Below are 22797 nucleotides of genomic sequence, written 5' to 3' on the forward strand. Positions count from 1 at the left end.
CTTTACCGCCTGACGGTACACTACAGGGTAAAATTGGGCCGGCCATCGCCCGTCATGACGAGAAAGAGAAGAGAACCATGGAACAGTTTGAATGTATCAACGTTGAAGAAGCGCACCAGAAGCTGCATCAGCAGACGGCGGTGCTGGTGGATATCCGCGATCCGCAAAGCTATGCGATGGGCCATACGCCGGGCGCGTTTCATCTGACCAACGATACGCTGGGCGCGTTTATGCGTGACCACGACTTTGACACGGCGGTGATGGTGATGTGCTATCACGGCAACAGCAGCAAGGGCGCCGCGCAGTATCTGCTGCAGCAGGGGTTTGATAAGGTCTACAGCGTTGATGGCGGGTTCGACGCCTGGCATCGCCATTTCCCGGCGGAAGTGGCGCACGGGACGTTTTAACGGCTGGCAGGTATACTATCCCCCTTTGTGTGGAATAAGCGATTCGCTGCATGTTAATGATTACCTCTTTTGCCAATCCACGGGTGGCCCAGGCGTTTGTCGATTATATGGCGACGCAGGGGATTATCCTGACCATTCAGCAGCACGCTCAGAGCGACGTCTGGCTGGCTGATGAGAGTCAGGCCGGGCGTGTCAGGGCTGAGCTGGCCCGCTTCCTTGAGAACCCGGCGGATCCGCGTTATCTGGCGGCGAGCTGGCAGTCCGGACAGACCAATAGCGGGTTGCGCTATCAGCGCTTTCCTTTCTTTGCCACGCTGCGGCATAACGCCGGCCCGTTCACCTGGGCCATTCTGCTCATCTGCATCGCGGTGTTTATCCTGCAAAATCTGTTGGGCGATCAGCCGGTGATGATTTGGCTGGCCTGGCCCTACGATCCTTCGCTGCAGTTCGAAGCCTGGCGCTATTTCAGCCATGCTTTCATGCATTTCTCGCTGATGCATATTCTCTTCAACCTGCTATGGTGGTGGTATCTCGGCGGCGCGGTGGAAAAACGCATCGGCAGCGGCAAACTGGTGGTGATCACCGTTATCAGCGCCCTGTTGAGCGGCTTCGTGCAGCATCAGTTTAGCGGCCCGTGGTTTGGCGGCTTATCGGGCGTGGTCTATGCGCTGATGGGCTACGTCTGGCTGCGGGGCGAGCGCGATCCGCAGAGCGGTATTTATCTGCAGCGCGGGTTGATACTCTTTTCTTTAGTGTGGTTAATTGCTGGCTGGTTTGACGTTTTCGGCATGGCGATCGCTAACGGCGCGCATGTGGCTGGTCTGGCGACCGGCCTGGCGATGGCGTTTGTTGATACCTTGCATGGGCGAAAACGCGCATAAAGACTTACCGACAGGGGTCGGGTAGGCGACATTTTTCCAGGGATATTTCATGAAACAAACACAACGTCATGACGCGATTATCGAGCTGGTAAAAAAACAGGGTTACGTCAGCACGGAAGAGCTGGTTGAGCAGTTCGCGGTCAGCCCGCAGACCATCCGCCGCGACCTGAATGATTTAGCCGAACAGAAAATGATCCTCCGCCATCACGGCGGCGCGGCGCTGCCCTCCAGCTCGGTGAACACCTCCTGGCACGATCGCAAAGCGACCCAGACGGCGGAAAAAGAGCGTATCGCCCGGCGGGTAGCCAGCGAGATCCCCGATGGGGCGACGCTGTTTATTGATATCGGCACCACGCCGGAAGCGGTGGCGCACGCCCTGCTCGATCATCACGATTTGCGCATTGTCACCAATAACCTGAACGTGGCCAACACGCTGATGGTTAAAGAGGACTTCCGCATTATTCTCGCCGGTGGTGAACTGCGTAGTCGCGACGGCGGGATCATTGGGGAAGCGACCCTGGATTTTATCTCGCAGTTCCGTCTCGACTTCGGCATTCTTGGCATCAGCGGCGTCGACAGCGATGGCTCGCTGCTGGAGTTTGATTATCATGAAGTGCGCACCAAGCGCGCGATCATTGAGAATTCACGCCACGTGATGCTGGTGGTGGATCATACCAAGTTTGGCCGCAATGCGATGGTCAATATGGGTAGTATCAGTATGGTCGATGCGGTCTATACCGACGTGCTGCCGCCGGCGGGCGTGCTGAAGGTCATCACCGATAACAACCTCCAGCTGGAGCTGTGCTAAACGGCAACGGCGTCGTCAGACGCCGTATCCCATCATCTTGAGTAACTGCTGAGCATGCTGCACCGCGTCTTGCCGGTGGGCGACGCCCAGTTTCTGATACAGGTTGCGAATGTGGGTCTTGATGGTGGTAGCCGCCACGTCAAGCTCGCCGGCAATCTGCTCGTTGCTGTAACCGGAATAGATTAAGCCAAGCACCTGCCATTCGCGCTGGGTCAGCGGGCTGGTGCGGATAAGCTCCGGCACCTCCGGGTGATTCAGCAGCCGCTCGACGAACCCTTCGTCAAAGTGGGCGAATTTGTGGCGATGATGCTGGTTGATGTCGCGCAGAATACGCTGGGCGCGGTGTTGCTCCAGCTCCGGCAGAGTGTTCAGCTGGATCAGCTGGCGCAGCTGCTGAGCCATCGCCTCGCCTTCAATCACAAAGTGGTTGATAAAGCCGGTGCGGTTGGCGAGCGTCAGGGCTTCGAGCAAGGCTTTCTGCGCTTCGCTCTTGCGTCCTGCCTGCCAGTACAGTTGGTTGAGCAGCAGCAGGTTGCGGTTGAGATCGCTCATCAAACGCAGCGAACGCGCATTTTCGTTCAGCTCTTCCAGCACCATTTCCGCCGGTTCGAAATCGCCCAGCAGGATCTGCGCCCGGGCAATGTTGCGCCACTGGCTCTGCAGGAAGTGGTTGTTGGCGAATTCCGGCTTCGGCGTCTGGCGCAGCCAGTTGGCCGCCGCGGTTTTATCGCCGGTCATCTGCCAGTAGATCACCCGCACCTTATCGGCGTTGGAGACCCAGTCGCTGTGATAGTGACCGTTACCGAGCAGGTTTTCCAGCCGGTTCAGGTGGCTACGGGCATTATCGAGATCGCCGCGCGCCAGCGAGCACTGGACCATCAGCGCCAGACACTGCAGCTGCTGCTGCGGCTGATAAGTTGAGAGAACGTCCATTCCCTGGCGGGCGCAGGCTTCAGCTTCGTCGAGGCGCGCCCATGCCCACAGCAGCTGAGAACGGATGCGCAGCAGGAACTCATGCATCGGCAACTGCTCAAGGTGCTGTTCACGCACCAGCTGGAAGGCTTTCTCCTGGCTCTCCCAGGCAGCCTGCAGGAAGCCCTGGGCAAAGAGAATTTCACTTTGCTGAATAATGCTCCACAGCGCGTAATGCCACACGTCGTGACGGCGGGCCATCTGTTCGGTCTGCTGCATCACGGCGAGGGATTTGGTCAGTTTCCCCTTGCAATGGAGGACTTCGCCATGCACCGAGGTGGCGACGATGCGGCTGTAATAGTTGGCCAGCGGCAACTCTTCCAGGGCCACCATCGACAGACGTTCCGCTTCGTCCTGGTCGCCGTCGTTAATCGCTACCTGTGCGCGCAGCGCGTTGAAATCGCCATGCATCGCGGTGTCCATTTCCACACTCATCTCCTGCTCGGCGCGCGCCAGCAGGGTGTTGACTTCGCTGTAACGATGCTGGCTCTGCATCAGCCAGGCCTGCAGCAGGATCAGGCGCGGATTTTCCAGCAGATTTGACCAGGGCAGCGCCGACAGCGACTGCTCCAGCAGCCCCAGTTCGCTATGGTTAAACATGCCCCAGGCGTGGTTGAGTAAGATATCGCGCAGCATTTTGGCATCGCCAGCGGCCAGAGCATGATGAATGGCCTCGCTGGGGAACCCTTGCGCCATCCAGCTTTCCGCCGCAGCGCGGTGGATCTCCGGCAGTTCAACCGCCAGCTCCCACTGACAACGCTGGCGCAGGAAGCTGCCAAACAGCGGGTGATAGCGGAACCATTCACCGGAATCATCCATCCGCTGCAGGAACAGCCCCTGGCGTTCGATCTCCTCCAGCTGCATCTGGCCATTCTCTTCGCCGGTGACGCGCACGATTAACGCGTCGTTCATCGAGCGCAGCAGAGAACTCTTCAGCAAAAAGTTACGCGTGCGGGCGTCGACGTTATCCAGTACTTCATCCACCAGATAATCCGACAGATGGCTGGCGTTAATCCCGGCGAGGCGGCGGGCGGAGTGTTGGGCGGAAGAGTTATTCTGGCGGGCGGAGAGGGCGATGAGCTGCAGCGCGGTGGCCCACCCGGCGACATCGTCGCACAGCCGGCTGCTGTCGTCGGCTTCGATTGGCGACGTCAGACGGCAGTCGAAAAATTGTTTCGCTTCCTGGTGGGTAAAGGCCAGCTGCTGGCTGCCAATCTCCAGAAGCTGATCGCGGACGCGCAGGTTGGCAATGCCCAACTGCGGCAGGTTACGCGACAGCACCACCAGGGTCATATTCTCCGGCTGATGGCGGAGGAAAAAGCGCATCGCGTCATGGATCACCGGATTATTGATCAGGTGATAATCATCAATGACGAGGTACAGCGGGCGCTGCCAGTCGGCGAGTTCAATAAACAGCTGCGCAAAAAGAGAGGAGAGGCTGGCGTACTGGCGCTTTTGCACCATCGCTTCACTGGCCGCGCAGTGGTTGCCGGTAGCCTGCTGGATCGCCGCGATCAGATAGCTGGCAAAACGCTCCTGCTGATTGTCGCCTTCGTCCAGCGAAAACCACCCGAGATCGTTTTTACCCGCGGCCCACTGAGAAATGAGCGTTGTTTTACCGTACCCGGCAGGGCTGGTGATCAGCACGAGACGATAATTGTTCGCGCCGGAAAGTTTCGCCAGTAAACGCTCACGAACCACAGTGTGTTCAAGGCGGACCGGACGACTTAATTTGGACGGAATCAACATAGTTCTACATTTCGCTGTGCAAGAGAGAGGTTGCGATTTTTTTTGCGCTTCGTAATTAATATCTAATAAGGTCGGTGATTATGAAATTTATTGCAAGTTATGTCCGAACTTTATGCTCTTGAATTTGCTCTATGTCACAAATTTTGACATTGGTTGAGAATGGGGAAAAATCGCAGGCAGAACTCGCCGCCAGCGGTTTTCAGGCGGCGGCTGGCGGAGCGGGGAGAGATTTATTTTATGTGAAGAGTAGTTGTTTGTTTTTATTAAATTATTGTCAGTGATTTCTTAGAAGTAATCTTTTTTGCGGATCAATGTGATGAAATGTGCTTATTTCTCCAGAGCTCTCTATTTATTTTTTTAATAACCTGGCGAGAGGCGGAAAGATTTTTAGCGCGTATTGGCCTGTAACAAATTTTTTCCCTGCGGACGTAACCTCTCGATTGTCATATCGCGGTGATTTTTACAGCATATTTTTGCCTTCTCACCCACACTATAGTGTCCAGGATCACACTTTTCGCTCATCCCCGCCACTCCTCCCTGTCTAATCCCCGTCGGGATGAGGACGATGAATCGGGAGGTCGGCACACTAGCGCCATCGTTTTAGTAAAGGACCCGGATCTCATTATGTCACAGACTTCATTTAACAAAGCTCAGTTTCAGGCTGCACTGACGCGTCAGTGGCAGCATTTTGGTTTACAGTCCGCTTCCGAGATGACACAGCGTCAATGGTGGCGCGCGGTCAGCGGAGCGCTGGCGGAACTTCTGGCGGCGCAGCCGGTAGCGAAACCGGCGCAAGGACAGCGTCACGTTAACTACATCTCGATGGAGTTTCTGATTGGTCGCCTGACCGGCAACAACCTGCTCAACCTGGGCTGGTACGAGGGCGTTAGCGACGCGCTGAAAGGCTACGACGTCAACCTCACCGATCTGCTGGAAGAAGAGACAGACCCGGCGCTGGGTAACGGCGGCCTGGGACGTCTGGCAGCCTGCTTCCTCGACTCCATGGCGACGGTGGGGCAGTCGGCGACCGGTTACGGTCTCAATTACCAGTATGGCCTGTTCCGCCAGTCATTTGACGATGGCCAGCAGATGGAAGCCCCGGACGACTGGGGGCGTAACAGCTACCCGTGGTTCCGTCATAACGAAGCGCTGGATGTCCAGGTCGGCATCGGCGGGAAAGTCAGCAAAAACGGCGAATGGCAGCCGGCGTTCGTCATTACCGGCGAAGCCTGGGACCTGCCGGTGCTTGGCTATCGCAACAACGTCGCCCAGCCGCTGCGTCTGTGGCAGGCCAAACACGCTCATCCGTTCAACCTGACCAAATTCAACGATGGCGATTTCCTGCGCGCCGAGCAGCAGGGCATCGACGCGGAAAAACTGACCAAGGTGCTGTACCCGAACGACAACCATCAGGCCGGTAAAAAACTGCGCCTGATGCAGCAGTACTTCCAGTGCGCCTGCTCAGTGGCCGATATCCTGCGTCGTCATCATCTGGCAGGCCGCAAGCTGGCCGAGCTGGCGGATTACGAAGTGATCCAGCTGAACGATACGCACCCGACCATCGCCATTCCGGAGCTGCTGCGCGTGCTGATCGACGAGCACCAGCTGAGCTGGGACGACGCCTGGGCGATCACCAGTAAAACCTTTGCTTACACCAACCACACCCTGATGCCGGAAGCGCTGGAGTGCTGGGATGAGAAGCTGGTGAAAGCGCTGCTGCCGCGCCATATGCAGATCATTAAAGAGATCAACGACCGCTTTAAACAGCTGGTGGACAAAACCTGGCCGGGCGATAAGCAGGTCTGGGCGAAGCTGGCGGTGGTGCATGACAAGCAGGTTCGGATGGCCAACATGTGCGTGGTGGGCGGCTTTGCTGTCAACGGCGTGGCGGCGTTGCACTCGGACCTGGTGGTAAAAGATTTGTTCCCGGAATATAACCAGCTGTGGCCGAACAAATTCCATAACGTGACCAACGGCATCACGCCGCGCCGCTGGATCAAGCAGTGCAACCCGGCGCTGGCCTCGCTGCTGGATGAGACGCTGAAAAAAGAGTGGGCCAATGACCTCGACCAGCTGATCAATCTGGAAAAATACGCTGACGATGCGGCATTCCGTCAGACCTATCGCGATATCAAGCAGGCCAACAAAGTTCATCTGGCCGAGTTTGTGAAGCAGCGTACCGGGATTGAGATCAACCCGCAGGCGATTTTCGATATTCAGATCAAACGCCTGCACGAGTACAAGCGTCAGCACCTTAACCTGCTGCATATTCTTGCGCTGTACAAAGAGATCCGCGAAAACCCGCAGGCGGACCGCGTGCCGCGCGTCTTCCTGTTCGGCGCGAAAGCGGCGCCGGGCTACTATCTGGCGAAAAACATTATTTTTGCCATCAATAAGGTAGCGGAAGCGATCAACAATGACCCGAAAGTCGGCGATAAGCTGAAGGTGGTCTTCCTGCCGGACTATTGTGTATCGGCAGCGGAAAAACTGATCCCGGCGGCGGATATCTCCGAGCAGATCTCCACCGCGGGTAAAGAAGCCTCTGGCACCGGCAACATGAAGCTGGCGCTGAACGGCGCGCTGACCGTCGGGACGCTGGATGGCGCTAACGTGGAAATCGCTGAGCAGGTGGGCGAGGAAAACATCTTTATCTTCGGCCACACGGTTGAAGAGGTGAAAGCCCTGAAAGCGAAAGGCTACGATCCGCTGAAATGGCGTAAAAAAGACAAGCTGCTCGATGCGGTGCTTAAGGAGCTGGAGAACGGCACCTACAGCAACGGCGACAAGCATGCCTTCGATCAGATGCTGCACAGCCTGCTGCAGGGCGGCGATCCGTACCTGGTGCTGGCCGATTTCGAAGCCTACGTAGCGGCGCAAAAACGGGTAGATGAGCTGTATCGCGACCAGGAGGCCTGGACCCGCGCGGCTATCCTCAACACCGCGCGCTGCGGCATGTTCAGCTCCGACCGCTCGATCCGCGATTATCAGCAACGTATCTGGCAGGCGAAACGCTAAAGGAAGGCCTATGGAGAGTAAACGCCTCGATAATGCCGCGCTGGCGGCGGGCATCAGCCCCAGCTATATCAATGCGCACGGTAAGCCGCAGTCTATCGCGGCTGTCACCAAACAGCGCCTGCTGGATGCGATGCATCGCTCTACCGCCGCCACGAAAGTGGCGGTTAACCCGCTGCCGAACGTGAAAATTTTCACCCACGGCAAAAAAATGTCGCTGCCGGTGGCAGGACGCGGTGAGTATCAGTGGATCCTGACCACTGAGGACGGTAAGCAGTATCAAGGGAAAACCCGCGGCGGCGAGACGCTGCCGCTGCCGGCTAAACTGCCGGAGGGGTACCACTCCCTGACGCTCACCCAGGAGGGAGAGCGTTGGCACTGCCGGACCATTGTCGCGCCGGCGCGCTGCTACGAACCGCAGCCGCTGAAAGAGGGGAAAAAGCTGTGGGGCACCTGCGTGCAGCTTTATACCCTGCGCTCGGAGAAAAACTGGGGGATCGGCGATTTTGGCGATCTGCGGGCCATGTTGCCGGAAATCGCCCGCCGCGGCGGGTCGTTTATTGGCCTTAACCCGATACATGCTCTCTATCCGGCGAACCCGGAGAGCGCCAGTCCGTATAGCCCGTCTTCACGTCGCTGGCTGAACGTCATCTACATCGACGTTAATGCGGTTGAAGATTTCCAGCGTAGCGAAGAGGCGCAGGCGTGGTGGCAGTCCGCAGCGACCCAGCAGGCCTTGCAGGCGGCGCGGCAAACGGATGATGTCGACTATACCGCGGTCACCACGCTGAAAATGACCGCGCTGCGTATGGCGTGGAAACGATTCTCTCGTCGTGAAGATGAGCAGATGACAGCGTTCCGCGAGTTTGTTCTGCGCGAAGGGGAAAGCCTCTACTGGCAGGCCGCTTTCGATGCGCTGCACGCCTGGCAGGTACAACAGGACCTGCTGCGCTGGGGCTGGCCGGCCTGGCCGAAGGCCTTTCAGGATATCGACAGCCCGGAGGTGAAAGCCTTCTGCATTGAGCATGAGGACGACGTCAGTTTCTATCTCTGGCTGCAGTGGCTGGCCTGGAGCCAGTTTGCCGCCTGCTGGGAAACCAGCCAGCGCGACGGGATGCCGATTGGCCTCTACCGCGATCTGGCGGTGGGCGTCGCCGAAGGCGGGTCGGAGACCTGGTGCGACCGTGAGCTGTACTGCCTGAAAGCGTCCGTGGGCGCGCCGCCGGATATTCTGGGCCCGCTGGGCCAGAACTGGGGCCTGCCGCCGATGGATCCGCATATTATTGCCGCTCGCGCCTATGAGCCGTTTATCGACCTGCTGCGCGCCAATATGCAGAACTGCGGCGCGCTGCGCATCGATCACGTGATGTCGGTGCTGCGTTTGTGGTGGATCCCCTATGGTGAAACCGCCGACCATGGCGCTTACGTTCAGTATCCCGTCGACGATCTGCTGTCGCTCCTGGCCCTGGAAAGCCAGCGTCATCGCTGCATGGTGATCGGCGAAGACCTGGGCACGGTACCGGTGGAGATTGTCAGCAAGTTACGCAACAGCGGCGTCTATTCTTATAAGGTGCTCTATTTTGAGAGTGATGCAGAGAAAACGTTCCGCGCGCCGGCGCTGTACCCGGAGCAATCAATGGCTGTGGCGACGACGCACGACCTGCCCACCCTCCGCGGCTACTGGGAAAGCGGCGATCTGACGCTAGGTAAAGCGCTGGGGCTCTATCCTGATGAGGTGGTGCTGCGCGGGCTGTACCAGGACCGCGAGCTGGCGAAGCAAGGGCTGCTGGATGCGTTGCATAAGTATGGCTGTCTGCCCAAACGTGCCGGGCATAAGGCCTCGCTGATGAGCATGACCGGGATCCTCAACCGGGGGATGCAGCGTTACATTGCCGACAGTAACAGTGCGCTACTGGGCCTGCAGCCGGAAGACTGGCTGGAGATGGCGTCGCCGGTTAACATTCCGGGCACCAGCACTGAGTACCCGAACTGGCGCCGGAAGCTGTCCGTCACCCTGGAACAGATGTTTGCCGATGAACAGGTCAATAAGCTGATTAAGGATCTGGATAAACGGCGCAAGGCGGCGAGCAAGAAAGCCGCCGCCAGATGACTTCCCGCCGCGTCGTTTGCTGCGCGGCGATGAGCATGTCCGATAAAAAAGGCCGGTCCGCATTATGCGGACCGGCCTTTTTCTGTGCGGGAGTCTCCTTACACCACCATCCCCAGCAGCAGACAGCCTACCAGGCCGCATACTGAGATAATGGTTTCCAGCACCGACCAGGACCTGATGGTCTCGCCGATGGTCAGGTTAAAGTACTCTTTGAACAGCCAGAAACCCGGATCGTTGACGTGAGAGAAGATAACGCTGCCGGAGCCAACGGCGATAACCATCAGTTCCGGGCTGACGCCGGTGGTGGCGATCAGCGGCGCGGCAATCCCGCCTGCGGTGATGGCGGCAACGGTCGCCGAACCCAGCGCGATACGCAGCACTGCGGCGATTGACCACGCCATAAACAGCGGAGACATGTTCGATTCGTGCATGATAGAGGCGATGTATTTATCCATGCCGCTATCCACCAGCACCTGTTTGAAGGCGCCGCCGCCGCCGATGATCAACAGCATCATCGCGATGATTTTAATAGAAGAAGTCAGGGTATCGTTGATCTGCTCCATGGAGCGGCCGCGGTTCAAACCGAAGGTGAACAGGGCGATCAGTACCGCAATCAGGGTGGCCATCACCGGGTCGCCGAAGAACTCAGCAATCGGCAGGAAGGCGTGGCCCTTCGGCAGGATCATCTCGGCCACGGCGCGCATCGCCATCAGGATCACCGGTACCAGCGAGGTCCAGACGCTGACGCCAAAGCCAGGCATCTCTTCTTCTGTGAACACTTTCGGGTTATGCAGGCCTTCCGGGATCGGCTTATCAATGCCTTTCAGGAAGCGCGCAAACACCGGCCCTGCCAGGATAACCGTCGGGATAGCCAGAATGGTGCCGTAGAGCAGCGTTTTGCCCATATCGGCATGGAAGATGGTGGCAATCGCGGTCGGACCCGGATGCGGCGGCAGGAAGCCGTGGGTGACGGAGAGCGCGGCTGCCATCGGTACGCCGACGTACAGCAACGGAATACGGGCCGAGGCGGCGATGGTGAACACCAGCGGCAGCATCAGCACGAAGCCCACTTCATAGAACAGGGCGAAGCCAACGGTGAAGCCGGTCAGGACCACCGCCCACTGAATATGCTTCTTACCGAACTTATTGATAAGCGTGGTGGCGATACGCTGGGCGCCGCCGCAGTCTGCCAGCAGCTTACCGAGCATAGCGCCGAAGCCCATGATCAGCGCGAGGCTGCCAAGGGTGCCGCCAACGCCGTTTTTGATGGAGACGATCACTTTATCCAGTGGCATACCCTGCATTAATCCGACGGCGAGCGCCACCAGAACCAGCGCAATGAAGCCGTTCATTTTGAAACGGATCATTAACAGCAACAACAGGGCAACCCCGATAGCAACGATGACTAATGGCATGATTTACCTGGCCTTAATTTGTTATGGGTAACGTCAAAGTTCGAACCTGTAGAGCATCCGCTCCGTCAGGGAGCAAAATAGTCTGGCACCGTAAACGCTTGCATTATCCTTACCCAGAGAAAGGATAGCTGGCTATTTTTTTGCCGGTGGCGCCTGAAATGGATGATACGGGTAACATGTGAGGGTTGAGAATCACCTGACGGGGGAAAATGTTAAATATGAGACTTAAGTCATACTCTTTCCCCGGTTTTTGCCGGTCGTTTAGCGAGAGATGTTGCGCGGTAACACAGAATGGATCACGGCGATCCGGCGGCAGGCTGCCGCCGGAGGAAGGGTTTAGTAGTAGGAGTGCTCGCCACGCTGGTGCTCGGTCAGATCGCGAACCCCTTTCAGCTCCGGAAACTCGTTCAGCAGCTGTTTTTCAATACCTTCTTTCAGGGTCACGTCGACCATCGAGCAGCCGTTGCATCCGCCGCCGAACTGCAGGATAGCCAGACCGTCGTCGGTGATCTCCATCAGCGATACGCGGCCGCCGTGGCCTGCCAGCTGCGGGTTAATCTGCGACTGCAGCAGGTACTCGACGCGCTCCATCAGCGGGGCATCGTCAGAGACTTTGCGCATTTTGGCGTTCGGCGCTTTCAGCGTCAGCTGCGAGCCGAGCTGGTCAGTGACGAAATCAATTTCAGCGTCTTCCAGATAGGGCGCGCTGAGCTCATCGACATAGGCGGTCAGCTGTTCAAATTTCAGCGCCGTGTCGGTGTCTTCCACCGCATCCGGTGGGCAGTAGGATACGCCGCACTCAGCGTTTGGGGTGCCGGGATTAATCACAAATACGCGAATTTGCGTCCCTTCTTCCTGATTTGCCAGCAGTTTGGCAAAGTGCGCTTGTGCAGCATCGGAAATACGGATCATAGCGTTGGCCTAATAGTTGACTATTTTACTGGGTTATAATACGCCCATCAGCGGGGGTCTACAAGGTACGGCACAAACACCATACCTGAACCGTCGCGGCGCCGTTTCGCAAAAGCAGGCGGGATATCTCGGCGACGGTGCTGCCGGTCGTGACGACATCATCCACCAGAGCGATATGGAGTCCCTGCACGGCAAATTCAAGCTGAAAGGCATTTTTCAGGTTCTGCCTGCGCTGGCGGGCATTGAGCGAATGTTGGACGGCGCCGGCTCGCTGGCGAGTCAGGCCTTCGCGATGCCAGACGCATCCTCGCCAGCGGGCTAACGGTCGGCACAGTTCGTCGCACTGATTATAACCCCGGCGCCAGCGACGGCGATGCCATAGCGGCACGCCGACCAGAGCGTCTACTGGCGGCAAATCGTCACGCTGCAGAAGGCGCTGCAGCAGCAGACGCGCGAGGGCGGGGCCCAGCTCCGGGCGATGGTGAAACTTCAGCTGCTGCACCAGACCGCTCAGCGGCGGGCGATAGTCATTGACCGCCACCAGCCGATGCCAGGGAGGCGGCTTTTGCAGGCAGCGGCCGCAGGGGTGACGGGATGCCGCCGCCGGCAGGCCGCACTGCGGGCAGAGCGGGGGACAGGCGAGCAGGACGCGGCTGCAGCGGGAGCAGATCCCCCAGCGGGCGACTGCCAGCGGCATTTGGCATAGCCAGCATAAGCTGTGTGCTGTTAGCATATTTGGCCTTCTGTCCAGTAAAAAGAGAACGGTAACGGATGAACGACATCTGGTGGCAAACAATCGGCGAAGGAGATTGTCATCTTGTGCTGCTGCACGGCTGGGGGCTGAACGCTCAGGTATGGGATTGCATCACGCCGCACCTGGCTTCGCATTTTACCCTCCACCTGGTGGATCTGCCGGGCTATGGCCGCAGCGGCGGGTTTGGGGCGATGTCGCTGGAGGCGATGGCGCAGCGGGTGCTGGAGCAGGCCCCTCCACAGGCGGTGTGGCTGGGCTGGAGCCTGGGCGGGCTGGTGGCCAGCCAGGTCGCGATTATGCGTCCGGAACGCATGCAGGCGCTGGTGACGGTTGCCTCTTCCCCCTGTTTCGCGGCTCGTGACGACTGGCCCGGCATCAAGCCCGAGGTGCTGGCCGGATTTCAGCAGCAGCTGAGCGACGATTTCCAGCGCACCGTCGAGCGATTCCTCGCCCTGCAAACCATGGGCACAGAGAGCGCGCGTCAGGATGCGCGGGCGTTAAAGCAGGCGGTGCTTTCGCTGCCGATGCCTTCCGCCGAGGCGCTGAATGGCGGACTGGAGATCCTCAGAACCGTCGATCTGCGTCAGGCGCTGGTCAGGCTGCCGATGCCGTTTCTGCGGCTGTATGGCCGGCTGGATGGACTGGTGCCGCGCAAGATCGTCCCGTTGCTGGATGACCTGTGGCCGGAAAGCGAGTCAATCCTCTTCGATAAGGCCGCGCATGCGCCGTTTGTTTCCCATCCCGCGGCCTTCTGCGAGCCGCTGCTGGCGCTGAAGACGCGGCTGGGGTAATTTTTTTTGCCGCGCCATGGTAAAAGGGCCATTCCTAGCAATACTTAGGTTGTTACGGTGGTTGATTATTTCAATCCGCCACCGTGACCTACAATAACAACCTTATGGAGAGTAGAGGCTATGAAACTTGTTACAGGAATGGTTGCATCTCTGGTGATAGGCACCCTCTCTTTCGGCGCATTCGCCGCGAAAGAGATCCAAAAAGAAGACGTGGCGAAGATGAATCTGACCAAGGTCGGTAGCATTACGACCTCCAGGACGACGTCGCCGATGGATGCCCGACGCGATCTGTCGAAAAAAGCCGATGAGCTGGGTGGGAAATACTTTGTGGTGATTGCCGGGCAGAAAAACGAAAAAACCGTACACGCTAACGCTGACGTTTATAAATAATCCAGTCATAAGAAAACGGGCCTGCTGGCCCGTTTTTCATAGCTGTCTTACTCGTTTTACCTCGTTGCGCGACCTGGCCTGACTCCTTTCATCGCAGCGCCCACCACTCCTGCCGGCACGCCGCTTTCCCTTCAGGGCAACTTTTACAGCTGCCGGAGAGGCAGCCCTCGCTCGTTTCGCTGATCCGGACCACCTTACCCATGGCTTCCATTCGCTCAAGCATGGCGTCAATCAGCGGCTGAGGCGTCTGCAGGCGAGCACTGAGCTGTTTCGCCTCCATGCGGCCCTGCAGGGCCAGCATATCGCGGACTTCCATTAACGACGCCACAGTCCCTCCTTAGTGGCAATCGCCAGCCGGGCTGGAACAGCAGGAGGCCGGCGTTTTTCGCGTGGCAAGCAGCGAGACGTCCACCCGGCTGCGCGCCCGGCGCAACAGGCCGAAGAGCACCACGTTGAACAACACTACCGCCAGGATACACACCAGACTGTAGCGCGGGTGATCGCTAAAGCTAACGGTCTGGTAATAGAGCGTCGAGAGCGAATAGGCGATATTCAGCCCCCACAGGATGGAGAAGGTCATCCAGCCGCGGCTTGATTCGCGGGCGATGGCGCCCATCACCGAGATGCAGGGAATATAGAGCAGGACGAAGATCAGGTAGCTGTATGCCGCCGCCGCGCTGCCAAATTTACTGCCCATCACCCCCATGGCGCCGGTGGCCATTTCGCCATCGCCTTTGCTGGCTTCGATGGGGTTGGCCAGGACGCTGAGGCTGAAGGTGTCTTTCAGTCCCTGCCATGTCTCATCGACGGCGGCGAGCAGTTCTTCGCCGAGGCTGAAGGTCTGCGGATTGAATTCCTCATTCTGGATATCTTCGGCGGTATAGAGGGTGTTCAGCGTACCCACTACCACCTCTTTCGCCATCGCGCCGGTAAACAGGCCGACGGTGGCCTGCCAGTTATCTTCATGCACGCCGATCGGTTTAAACACCGGCGTAATGACCCGGCTCACCGAGGCCAGCGCGGAGTCGTTGATGTTGTCGACGACCTTACCGCTCAGTGAGAAGCTGTTCAGCGCGCTGAGGAAGATGCTGACGATGACGATCACCTTCCCGGCGCGCAGCACAAAGCCTTTCAGGCGCTGCCAGGTCTGGATAATCAGGCTCTTGATATGCGGGACGTGGTACACCGGCAGCTCCATCACGAACGGCGAGGCTTCGCCGCGCATAATGGTGTGCTTCAGCATCAGGCCGGTGAGGATGGCCATCACAATGCCCAGCACATAGAGCGAGAAGACCGCCAGCGCGCCGTTCTGCCCAAAGAACGCGGCCGCGAAGACGGCGAAGATCGCCAGCCGCGCGCCGCAGGACATAAACGGCGCCATCATAATGGTCATCAGACGCTCGCGCGGCGCGTCAAGGGTGCGGGCGCCCATCACCGACGGCACGTTGCAGCCAAAACCGACAATCAGCGGGACGAAGGATTTCCCCGGCAGGCCGAGGGCTTGCATCAGGCGGTCCATGACAAAGGCGGCGCGCGCCATGTAGCCGGAGTCCTCAAGGAAGGAGAGGAACAGATACATCATGCCGATCTGCGGCACCAGCGGTAGCACGGTGTTGATACCGCCGCCGATCCCCTGGGCGAGGAACACGGTCAGCCAGTCCGGGAAGTGCAGGGTGTAGCCCAGCCATTGAATACCGTGAATAAAGACCGCGACCGAGCCGGCATCAAAAATCGGCTGCAGCGCGCCGCCGATGTTTATCGCCAGCAGGAACATCAGGTACATGACAAAGAGAAAAATCGGCAACCCGAGGAAGCGGTTGAGGATCACTTTGTCCATCGCCGCGGTGAAGCGGCTCGGCTCGGCGGTCAGGGTGTTGCTGACGGCGTCGCAAATGGCGGCGATGGTCTGATAGCGTGCGTCTGCGATATGCAACGCCGGGTCGTCGATCTCGTCGCTGAGATTCGCCAGAGCAATATCCAGTTTATCGGCGGCGTCGCCGGCATAGGCCCGGCTGTAGATATCGCCCTCCAGCATCTGCAGACCCAGCCAACGCCGCTGCCGGGTCGGGATCTGCGCTGACATTTGCTGCGCCAGCAGGTCAGCTTCGCGCAGAAGCGGCTGCGGATAGTGAACCAGCTCAATATCGCTGTTCGCCTGATGACGGTCGAGGGCAATCTTCAGCGCTTCGATTCCGCGTCCGCGGGTTGAGACCAGCGGAATGACCGGGCAGCCGAGACGGGCGGCGAGGGCGTCGATATCGATACGCACCTGCTGCTTTTCGGCGATATCCAGCATGTTCAGCGCGACGACGCAGGGGATCCCCAGCTCGAGCAGCTGCAGCGTCAGATAGAGGTTTCGCTCGAGGTTGGAGGCATCAACCACGTTAATCAGCATGTCGGCGTCGCCGCTCAGGATGTAGTGGCAGGCAATCTGCTCGTCCAGCGAGGTCTGCGAAGAGATGGTGGTCAGGGAGTAGGTTCCCGGGAGGTCGACCAGCGTGACCTGATGGTCAGTGGTGGCGAAAACGCCCTCTTTACGCTCAACGGTGACCCCGGCCCAGTTGCCTACGCGCTGGCGGGCGCCGGTCAGCTGATTAAATAAGGTGGTCTTGCCAGAATTAGGATTACCAATTAAACCAACGGTTAATTTTTTCATATTTCAGACTCTTGTGCCGGGCCAGCCGTTATTGTGCAACCGCTTCCAGTTCGATTAAGGCGAGATCTTTTTTGCGTAATACCAGACTGACGCGTCGGGTTTCAATATGAACAGGATCGCCGAGCGGCGCTACGCGAACCACATGAAAAGAGGAACCGGGCAGCATGCCGAGGGAGAGTAATTTCTGACGGTATGCTGGGCTAATATCGCGGGAGAATCCGGTAATTTTCCACGCACTATCAGGTGTGAATTGCATAGGGCCTACTTGTCTATCGCTAACCGAAGAAGAATTTTCCGGACGCCTGGAGGCAGCTGCGCCGGGGACCGTAGCCAACGAAAAAGGAAAAAACGTTCTGAAAGTGATGATAATGAGAATGGTTTTTATCATCAATACATATGATGCGCTTCGCGCTATTTTTATAGCGAAAATCACCTTTTTATTGATATGCCGCAAAATCCAGTCGGTGATCAAATAGGCGCAAAATATTATTTCGGCGATCTAATGTTTAATTAAGGTTTCTTAAGTTAACGAAATGAAAATAATAATTTCGCGACCTTTCCTTAACGGAATTAATGCAGGTTATCAGAAATGACTGAACCCGTTTTGCGCGTAATGGCGGCCGTATCGCCAGGGGATGAAAAATGAAAACTGCCCCTGAAAAGGGGCAGAGAGAGATTAGCGTTTTTTACCCATCGCCGCAGCGAGGGCATCCATCATTGCGCTGTTACCGGCAGGCTGTGCCTCGCGACCGCGGGGGTTGGCGGCCTTCGCGGCCGGGCGGTTACCCTGGGGGCGATCCTGACCGCCGCCGCGGCGGGCGTTGCTGTCGCCTGGCTGCTCGTCGAGACGCATGGTCAGGGCGATACGTTTACGCGGCAGATCGACTTCCATGACCTTGACCTTCACGATGTCGCCCGCTTTCACCACGGTGTGCGGATCTTCAACAAACCGGTCAGAAAGCGACGAAATGTGTACCAGTCCATCCTGATGGACGCCGATATCGACAAACGCGCCGAAATTGGTGACGTTGGTGACGGCGCCTTCCAGGATCATCCCCGGCAGTAGATCGCTCATGGTCTCTACGCCGTCGGCGAACTTCGCCGTCTTAAACTCCGGACGCGGATCGCGGCCCGGTTTTTCCAGCTCTTTGATAATGTCGGTGACGGTCGGAACGCCGAACTTCTCATCGGTGAAATCCACGGCCTTCAGATGACGCAGTTCGCTGCTGTTGCCCATCAGATCTTTCAGCGCCTGTTGGGTGGCGGCCAGAATGCGCTCGACCACCGGATAGGCTTCCGGGTGCACGGTGGAGGCATCCAGCGGGTTGTCGCCATGGTTGATACGCAGGAAGCCGGCGCACTGTTCAAAGGCTTTCGGCCCCAGACGGCTGACCTTCAGCAACTGCTGGCGATTCTGGAACTGGCCGTTCTCGTCGCGCCAGGCAACGATGTTCTGCGCCATCATGCGGGTCAGGCCGGCGACGCGGGTCAGCAGCGGAACGGAGGCGGTATTCAGGTCAACGCCGACGGCGTTCACGCAGTCTTCCACCACTGCGTCCAGCTTACGCGCCAGTTGGGTCTGGCTGACATCGTGCTGATACTGGCCGACGCCAATCGATTTCGGGTCGATTTTCACCAGCTCGGCCAGGGGATCCTGCAGACGGCGGGCGATGGAGACCGCGCCGCGCAGCGACACGTCGAGGTCCGGGAACTCCTGGGCCGCCAGCTCGGAGGCGGAGTAAACGGAAGCCCCGGCTTCGCTGACGATCACCTTCTGGGCGGTGACTTTCGGGAACTGCTTCTGCACGTCGAGGAAGAAACGCTCGGTTTCACGCGAGGCGGTACCATTGCCGATGGCCACCAGCTCAACATTGTACTTTTCACACAGCGCGGCGACGACGACGGCCGCTTTGGCGGCCTGGCCGGTATGGGGATAGATGGTATCGGTGGCGACCAGTTTACCGGTGGCGTCGACGACGGCCACTTTCACCCCGGTGCGCAGACCCGGATCGAGTCCCATGGTGGCGCGCAACCCGGCGGGCGCGGCCATCAGGAGGTCGTGCAGGTTACGGGCGAAGACGTTGATGGCTTCGTCCTCCGCGCGCTCGCGCACGGTGCCCATCAGCTCGGTTTCGAGGTGCATCAGCACTTTGATACGCCAGGTCCAACTGACGACACCTTTACGCCAGCTGTCCGCCGGGGCGTTATTCAGGCGCAGGCCAAGGTGGTCGATAATAATTTGCTCGCCGTGGCTCTCTTTCGGCGGCTCGTCAAACTGCGGATCGGCGTTTAAAGAGAGCTGCAGCACGCCTTCGTTGCGACCGCGGAACATCGCCAGCGCGCGATGCGACGGCACGGTGGCGATCGGTTCATGGTGATCGAAGTAGTCGCGGAATTTGGCGCCTTCCTCTTCTTTGCCGCTGACGACGGTGGAGACCAGGTGGGCGTTTTTCCACAGATAGTCGCGGACCTTCGCCAGCAGCGCGGCGTCTTCGGCAAACCGCTCCATCAGAATATAGCGCGCGCCGTCCAGGGCCGCTTTGCTGTCGGCGATGCCGTTGTCAGCGTTAATATATTTTGCGGCTTCCGCTTCCGGATCGTGGGCCGGTTCGTTCCACAGCAGGTCAGCCAGCGGCTCCAGCCCGGCTTCGATGGCGATCTGCCCGCGGGTACGGCGCTTCGGCTTGTACGGCAGGTAGAGGTCTTCCAGTTCGGTTTTGCTGAGCGTGGTGGTGATGGCTTTTTCCAGCGCGTCGGTCAGTTTGCCCTGTTCAGCGATGGATTTGAGGATCGCCTGACGACGGTCTTCCAGTTCGCGCAGATAGCCAAGGCGGGTTTCCAGATTACGCAGCTGCGTGTCATCCAGACCGCCGGTGACTTCTTTACGATAACGTGCAATAAACGGCACGGTGTTCCCTTCATCAAGCAGGCGAACGGCAGCTTCTACCTGTTCGGCTCTGGCCTGAAGTTCACCCGCAATAATGCGGCAGAGCGAATCATTCATCATGGCTTTTAATTCATCTTTAGGGTCAAAAATCAGGGACTAGTTATACGGACTGACGGCTGAAAATGCCAGTCGCGCCCGGTGTCTCTCGGAAAGTTCTTGTCTATTTTACGTATTCGATCTCGTTGACATACCAGCTGGCTTCGCCCGCCGGCGTGTTAACGATAGCCAGATCGCCGACCTCTTTTTTCAGCAAGGCCCGCGCCATCGGTGAGTCGATGGAGATGTAGTCTTTGCGGCCAAAAATCTCATCGTAGCCGACGATGCGAAAGCGTTTGGTATCGCCCTCGTCGTTTTCGATCTCTACCCAGGCGCCGAAGAAGACTTTGCCTTCCTGCTGCGGGGAATAATCGACGATCTTTAACTGTTCCAGACATTTGGTCAGATAGCGGACCCGGCGATCGATCTCCCGCAGGCGCTTTTTGTTGTACTGGTAGTCCGCGTTCTCGCTGCGGTCGCCAAGGCTGGCGGCCCAGGTGACCTTTTTGGTCACTTCCGGGCGCTCCTGGCGCCACAGGTAGTCCATTTCCTGCTTCAGTTTTTCATATCCCTCGCGGGTGATCAGCGGCGTTTTCATCGTGAGTTCAACCTTCTGACAGTCTGTCGTTGCGCACAATTTGTAGCGCGTAATAATACCGACAGGATAAATACTGTGTCTTATGATTAAATGTATACTTAACCTGCTGTTAAATATGCTTTGTAACAATTTAGCCTGGAATATATACCAGATTTAGCTGGTGAGCGTGCCGGGCTTTTTTGAGAATACGCACTGACTATTGCAGTGAACCTTTGGGAGTACAAACAATGCAAGAGAATTATAAGATTCTGGTTGTGGATGACGACATGCGCCTGCGTGCGCTGCTCGAACGTTATCTGACCGAGCAGGGCTTCCAGGTTCGTAGCGTGGCGAACGCCGAACAGATGGATCGTCTGTTAACCCGTGAATCCTTCCACCTGATGGTGCTGGATCTGATGCTGCCTGGGGAAGATGGTCTCTCGATTTGCCGTCGTCTGCGCAGTCAGAGCAACCCGATGCCGATCATTATGGTGACGGCGAAAGGTGAAGAGGTTGACCGGATCGTTGGCCTGGAAATCGGGGCTGACGACTACATTCCGAAGCCGTTTAACCCGCGTGAACTGCTGGCCCGTATTCGGGCGGTGCTGCGTCGTCAGGCGAATGAACTGCCGGGCGCGCCATCGCAGGAAGAGGCGGTTATCGCCTTTGGTAAATTCAAACTGAACCTGGGCACCCGCGAGATGTTCCGTGAAGACGAGCCGATGCCGTTGACCAGCGGCGAATTTGCGGTCCTGAAGGCGCTGGTGAGTCATCCTCGCGAACCGCTGTCGCGCGATAAGCTGATGAACCTCGCCCGCGGGCGCGAATATTCTGCGATGGAGCGCTCCATCGACGTTCAGATCTCCCGCCTGCGCCGCATGGTGGAAGAGGATCCGGCGCATCCGCGCTATATCCAGACCGTCTGGGGTCTGGGCTACGTCTTCGTCCCGGACGGCTCTAAGGCATGAAACGCGTGCGCTTTTCGCCGCGCAGCTCATTTGCTCGCACGCTGCTCCTGATCGTCACCTTGCTGTTCGTCAGCCTGGTGACGACCTATCTGGTGGTACTGAATTTCGCGATCCTGCCGAGTCTCCAGCAGTTTAATAAAGTATTAGCCTACGAAGTCCGTATGCTGATGACCGACAAACTGCAGCTGGAGGATGGCACCCAGCTGGTGGTGCCCCCGGCGTTTCGTCGTGAAATTTATCGTGAGCTGGGGATTTCGCTCTATTCCAATGAAGCGGCGGAAGACGCAGGGCTGCGCTGGGCGCAGCATTATGAATTCTTAAGCCAGCAGATGGCGCATCAGCTCGGCGGCCCCACTGAGGTGCGGGTGGAGGTCAATAAAAGCTCCCCCGTGGTGTGGCTGAAGACCTGGCTGTCGCCCAATATCTGGGTGCGGGTACCGCTGACCGAGATCCATCAGGGCGACTTCTCGCCGCTGTTCCGCTATACCCTGGCGATCATGCTGTTGGCGATAGGCGGCGCCTGGCTGTTTATCCGTATTCAGAACCGTCCGCTGGTAGATCTCGAACACGCGGCGCTGCAGGTCGGGCGCGGTATTATCCCGCCGCCGCTGCGAGAGTACGGCGCCTCTGAGGTGCGTTCGGTGACCCGCGCCTTTAACCATATGGCCGCGGGCGTGAAGCAGCTGGCTGACGACCGTACGTTGCTGATGGCCGGGGTCAGCCACGATTTACGTACTCCGCTGACGCGCATTCGTCTGGCCACCGAGATGATGGGCGAGCAGGACGGGTATCTCGCTGAGTCGATTAACAAAGATATCGAAGAGTGCAACGCCATCATCGAGCAGTTTATCGACTATCTGCGCACCGGGCAGGAGATGCCGATGGAGCTGGCGGACCTCAATGCGGTGCTGGGGGAAGTGATCGCCGCAGAGAGCGGCTATGAACGTGAGATCGCCACCGCCCTGCAGGCCGGTGAAATCCCGGTACGCATGCATCCCCTGTCTATCAAGCGTGCGCTGGCGAATATGGTGGTGAATGCGGCCCGCTACGGCAATGGCTGGATCAAGGTCAGCAGCGGCAGCGAAGCGAGCCGGGCCTGGTTCCAGGTGGAAGATGACGGGCCGGGGATCAAACCTGAGCAGCGCGAACATCTGTTCCAGCCGTTTGTACGCGGCGATAGCGCCCGCAGTACCAGCGGCACCGGGCTGGGGCTGGCGATTGTTCAGCGTATTATCGACAATCACAACGGCCGGCTGGAGATTGGCTCCAGCGAACGCGGCGGATTACTGATCCGCGCCTGGCTACCGGTGCACCGGATGCTGGCGCCGATGAAACCCGCCAAAGAGAGCTGAGTGCGGCCGAGGTTGGCTAATCAGGACGTTGCACAACAAAAAGCCGGGCAAGCCCGGCTT

Annotated in this window: 19 protein-coding genes; 10 read left to right on the forward strand and 9 right to left on the reverse strand. The window is 58.3% G+C overall.

The window, feature by feature from the left end:
* Positions 1-77 precede the first annotated feature (77 nt).
* The 3 genes from glpE to DTA24_RS01920 are packed head-to-tail and all read left to right on the forward strand — an operon-like array spanning position 78 to position 2096.
* Complete coding sequence (gene glpE / locus DTA24_RS01910) at positions 78-407, forward strand: thiosulfate sulfurtransferase GlpE (RefSeq protein ID WP_004202138.1); 330 nt, start codon at positions 78-80, stop codon at positions 405-407.
* A 50-nt stretch (positions 408-457) separates the two neighbouring features.
* On the forward strand, positions 458-1288 hold the full coding sequence (glpG, locus tag DTA24_RS01915; RefSeq protein ID WP_008806994.1) for a rhomboid family intramembrane serine protease GlpG: 831 nt from the start codon (positions 458-460) through the stop codon (positions 1286-1288).
* 49 nt (positions 1289-1337) lie between these two features.
* A complete protein-coding gene (locus DTA24_RS01920; protein ID WP_008806995.1) occupies positions 1338-2096 on the forward strand; it encodes a DeoR/GlpR family transcriptional regulator in 759 nt (252 codons plus the stop codon).
* Positions 2097-2111: 15 nt separating this feature from the next.
* Here DTA24_RS01920 and malT read toward each other — a convergent pair whose 3' ends face one another.
* Positions 2112-4817, reverse strand: coding sequence for an HTH-type transcriptional regulator MalT (gene malT / locus DTA24_RS01925; protein ID WP_008806996.1), 2706 nt, complete (start codon positions 4815-4817; stop codon positions 2112-2114).
* Between the two features lie 131 nt (positions 4818-4948).
* Between malT and DTA24_RS27875 the strand changes: the two genes are divergently transcribed.
* The 3 genes from DTA24_RS27875 to malQ all read left to right on the forward strand — a co-directional run bounded on the left by DTA24_RS27875 (position 4949) and on the right by malQ (position 9939).
* A complete protein-coding gene (locus DTA24_RS27875; protein ID WP_012540400.1) occupies positions 4949-5098 on the forward strand; it encodes a hypothetical protein in 150 nt (49 codons plus the stop codon).
* Between the two features lie 343 nt (positions 5099-5441).
* On the forward strand, positions 5442-7832 hold the full coding sequence (gene malP / locus DTA24_RS01930; RefSeq protein ID WP_012540401.1) for a maltodextrin phosphorylase: 2391 nt from the start codon (positions 5442-5444) through the stop codon (positions 7830-7832).
* Between the two features lie 10 nt (positions 7833-7842).
* The gene (gene malQ, locus DTA24_RS01935) at positions 7843-9939 is read left to right on the forward strand and encodes a 4-alpha-glucanotransferase (protein WP_123836533.1); all 2097 of its coding nucleotides are present in this window, start codon (positions 7843-7845) and stop codon (positions 9937-9939) included.
* A 98-nt stretch (positions 9940-10037) separates the two neighbouring features.
* Here the strand turns inward: malQ and gntT are convergent, their stop codons facing one another.
* From gntT to gntX, 3 genes are all read right to left on the reverse strand, one after another.
* The gene (gene gntT / locus DTA24_RS01940) at positions 10038-11354 is read right to left on the reverse strand and encodes a gluconate transporter (RefSeq protein ID WP_004202142.1); all 1317 of its coding nucleotides are present in this window, start codon (positions 11352-11354) and stop codon (positions 10038-10040) included.
* A gap of 336 nt (positions 11355-11690) precedes the next feature.
* On the reverse strand, positions 11691-12266 hold the full coding sequence (gene nfuA / locus DTA24_RS01945) for a Fe-S biogenesis protein NfuA (protein WP_002920540.1): 576 nt from the start codon (positions 12264-12266) through the stop codon (positions 11691-11693).
* Between the two features lie 58 nt (positions 12267-12324).
* Entirely contained in the window at positions 12325-12999 is a 675-nt protein-coding gene (gntX, locus tag DTA24_RS01950; RefSeq protein ID WP_023288044.1) for a DNA utilization protein GntX, read from the reverse strand.
* A gap of 38 nt (positions 13000-13037) precedes the next feature.
* Between gntX and bioH the strand changes: the two genes are divergently transcribed.
* Entirely contained in the window at positions 13038-13811 is a 774-nt protein-coding gene (gene bioH, locus DTA24_RS01955) for a pimeloyl-ACP methyl ester esterase BioH (RefSeq protein WP_110196531.1), read from the forward strand.
* 120 nt (positions 13812-13931) lie between these two features.
* Positions 13932-14201, forward strand: a complete 270-nt coding sequence (locus tag DTA24_RS01960) for a YdgH/BhsA/McbA-like domain containing protein (protein WP_002920510.1) — start codon at positions 13932-13934, stop codon at positions 14199-14201.
* Positions 14202-14289: 88 nt separating this feature from the next.
* Here the strand turns inward: DTA24_RS01960 and feoC are convergent, their stop codons facing one another.
* The 5 genes from feoC to greB form a co-directional block, all read right to left on the reverse strand.
* Positions 14290-14529 (reverse strand): [Fe-S]-dependent transcriptional repressor FeoC, encoded by a 240-nt coding sequence (gene feoC / locus DTA24_RS01965; protein ID WP_002920509.1) that lies wholly within the window; start codon positions 14527-14529, stop codon positions 14290-14292.
* Positions 14530-14538: 9 nt separating this feature from the next.
* Positions 14539-16857, reverse strand: coding sequence for a Fe(2+) transporter permease subunit FeoB (feoB, locus tag DTA24_RS01970; protein ID WP_008807002.1), 2319 nt, complete (start codon positions 16855-16857; stop codon positions 14539-14541).
* A gap of 28 nt (positions 16858-16885) precedes the next feature.
* Positions 16886-17113 (reverse strand): ferrous iron transporter A, encoded by a 228-nt coding sequence (gene feoA, locus DTA24_RS01975; protein ID WP_002920506.1) that lies wholly within the window; start codon positions 17111-17113, stop codon positions 16886-16888.
* Positions 17114-17533: 420 nt separating this feature from the next.
* Complete coding sequence (locus DTA24_RS01980; protein ID WP_123836534.1) at positions 17534-19864, reverse strand: Tex family protein; 2331 nt, start codon at positions 19862-19864, stop codon at positions 17534-17536.
* 100 nt (positions 19865-19964) lie between these two features.
* Entirely contained in the window at positions 19965-20438 is a 474-nt protein-coding gene (greB, locus tag DTA24_RS01985) for a transcription elongation factor GreB (protein ID WP_008807004.1), read from the reverse strand.
* Between the two features lie 227 nt (positions 20439-20665).
* Between greB and ompR the strand changes: the two genes are divergently transcribed.
* Together ompR and envZ are read left to right on the forward strand one after the other, a co-directional pair.
* Positions 20666-21385, forward strand: a complete 720-nt coding sequence (gene ompR, locus DTA24_RS01990; RefSeq protein WP_001157751.1) for a two-component system response regulator OmpR — start codon at positions 20666-20668, stop codon at positions 21383-21385.
* Entirely contained in the window at positions 21382-22737 is a 1356-nt protein-coding gene (envZ, locus tag DTA24_RS01995; protein ID WP_012540408.1) for a two-component system sensor histidine kinase EnvZ, read from the forward strand. Before ompR ends, envZ begins: the two co-directional genes overlap by 4 nt.
* The last annotated feature ends 60 nt before the right edge of the window (positions 22738-22797 follow it).

It is taken from the genome of Klebsiella sp. P1CD1 (assembly GCF_003790505.1).
GTDB lineage: Bacteria > Pseudomonadota > Gammaproteobacteria > Enterobacterales > Enterobacteriaceae > Klebsiella > Klebsiella variicola.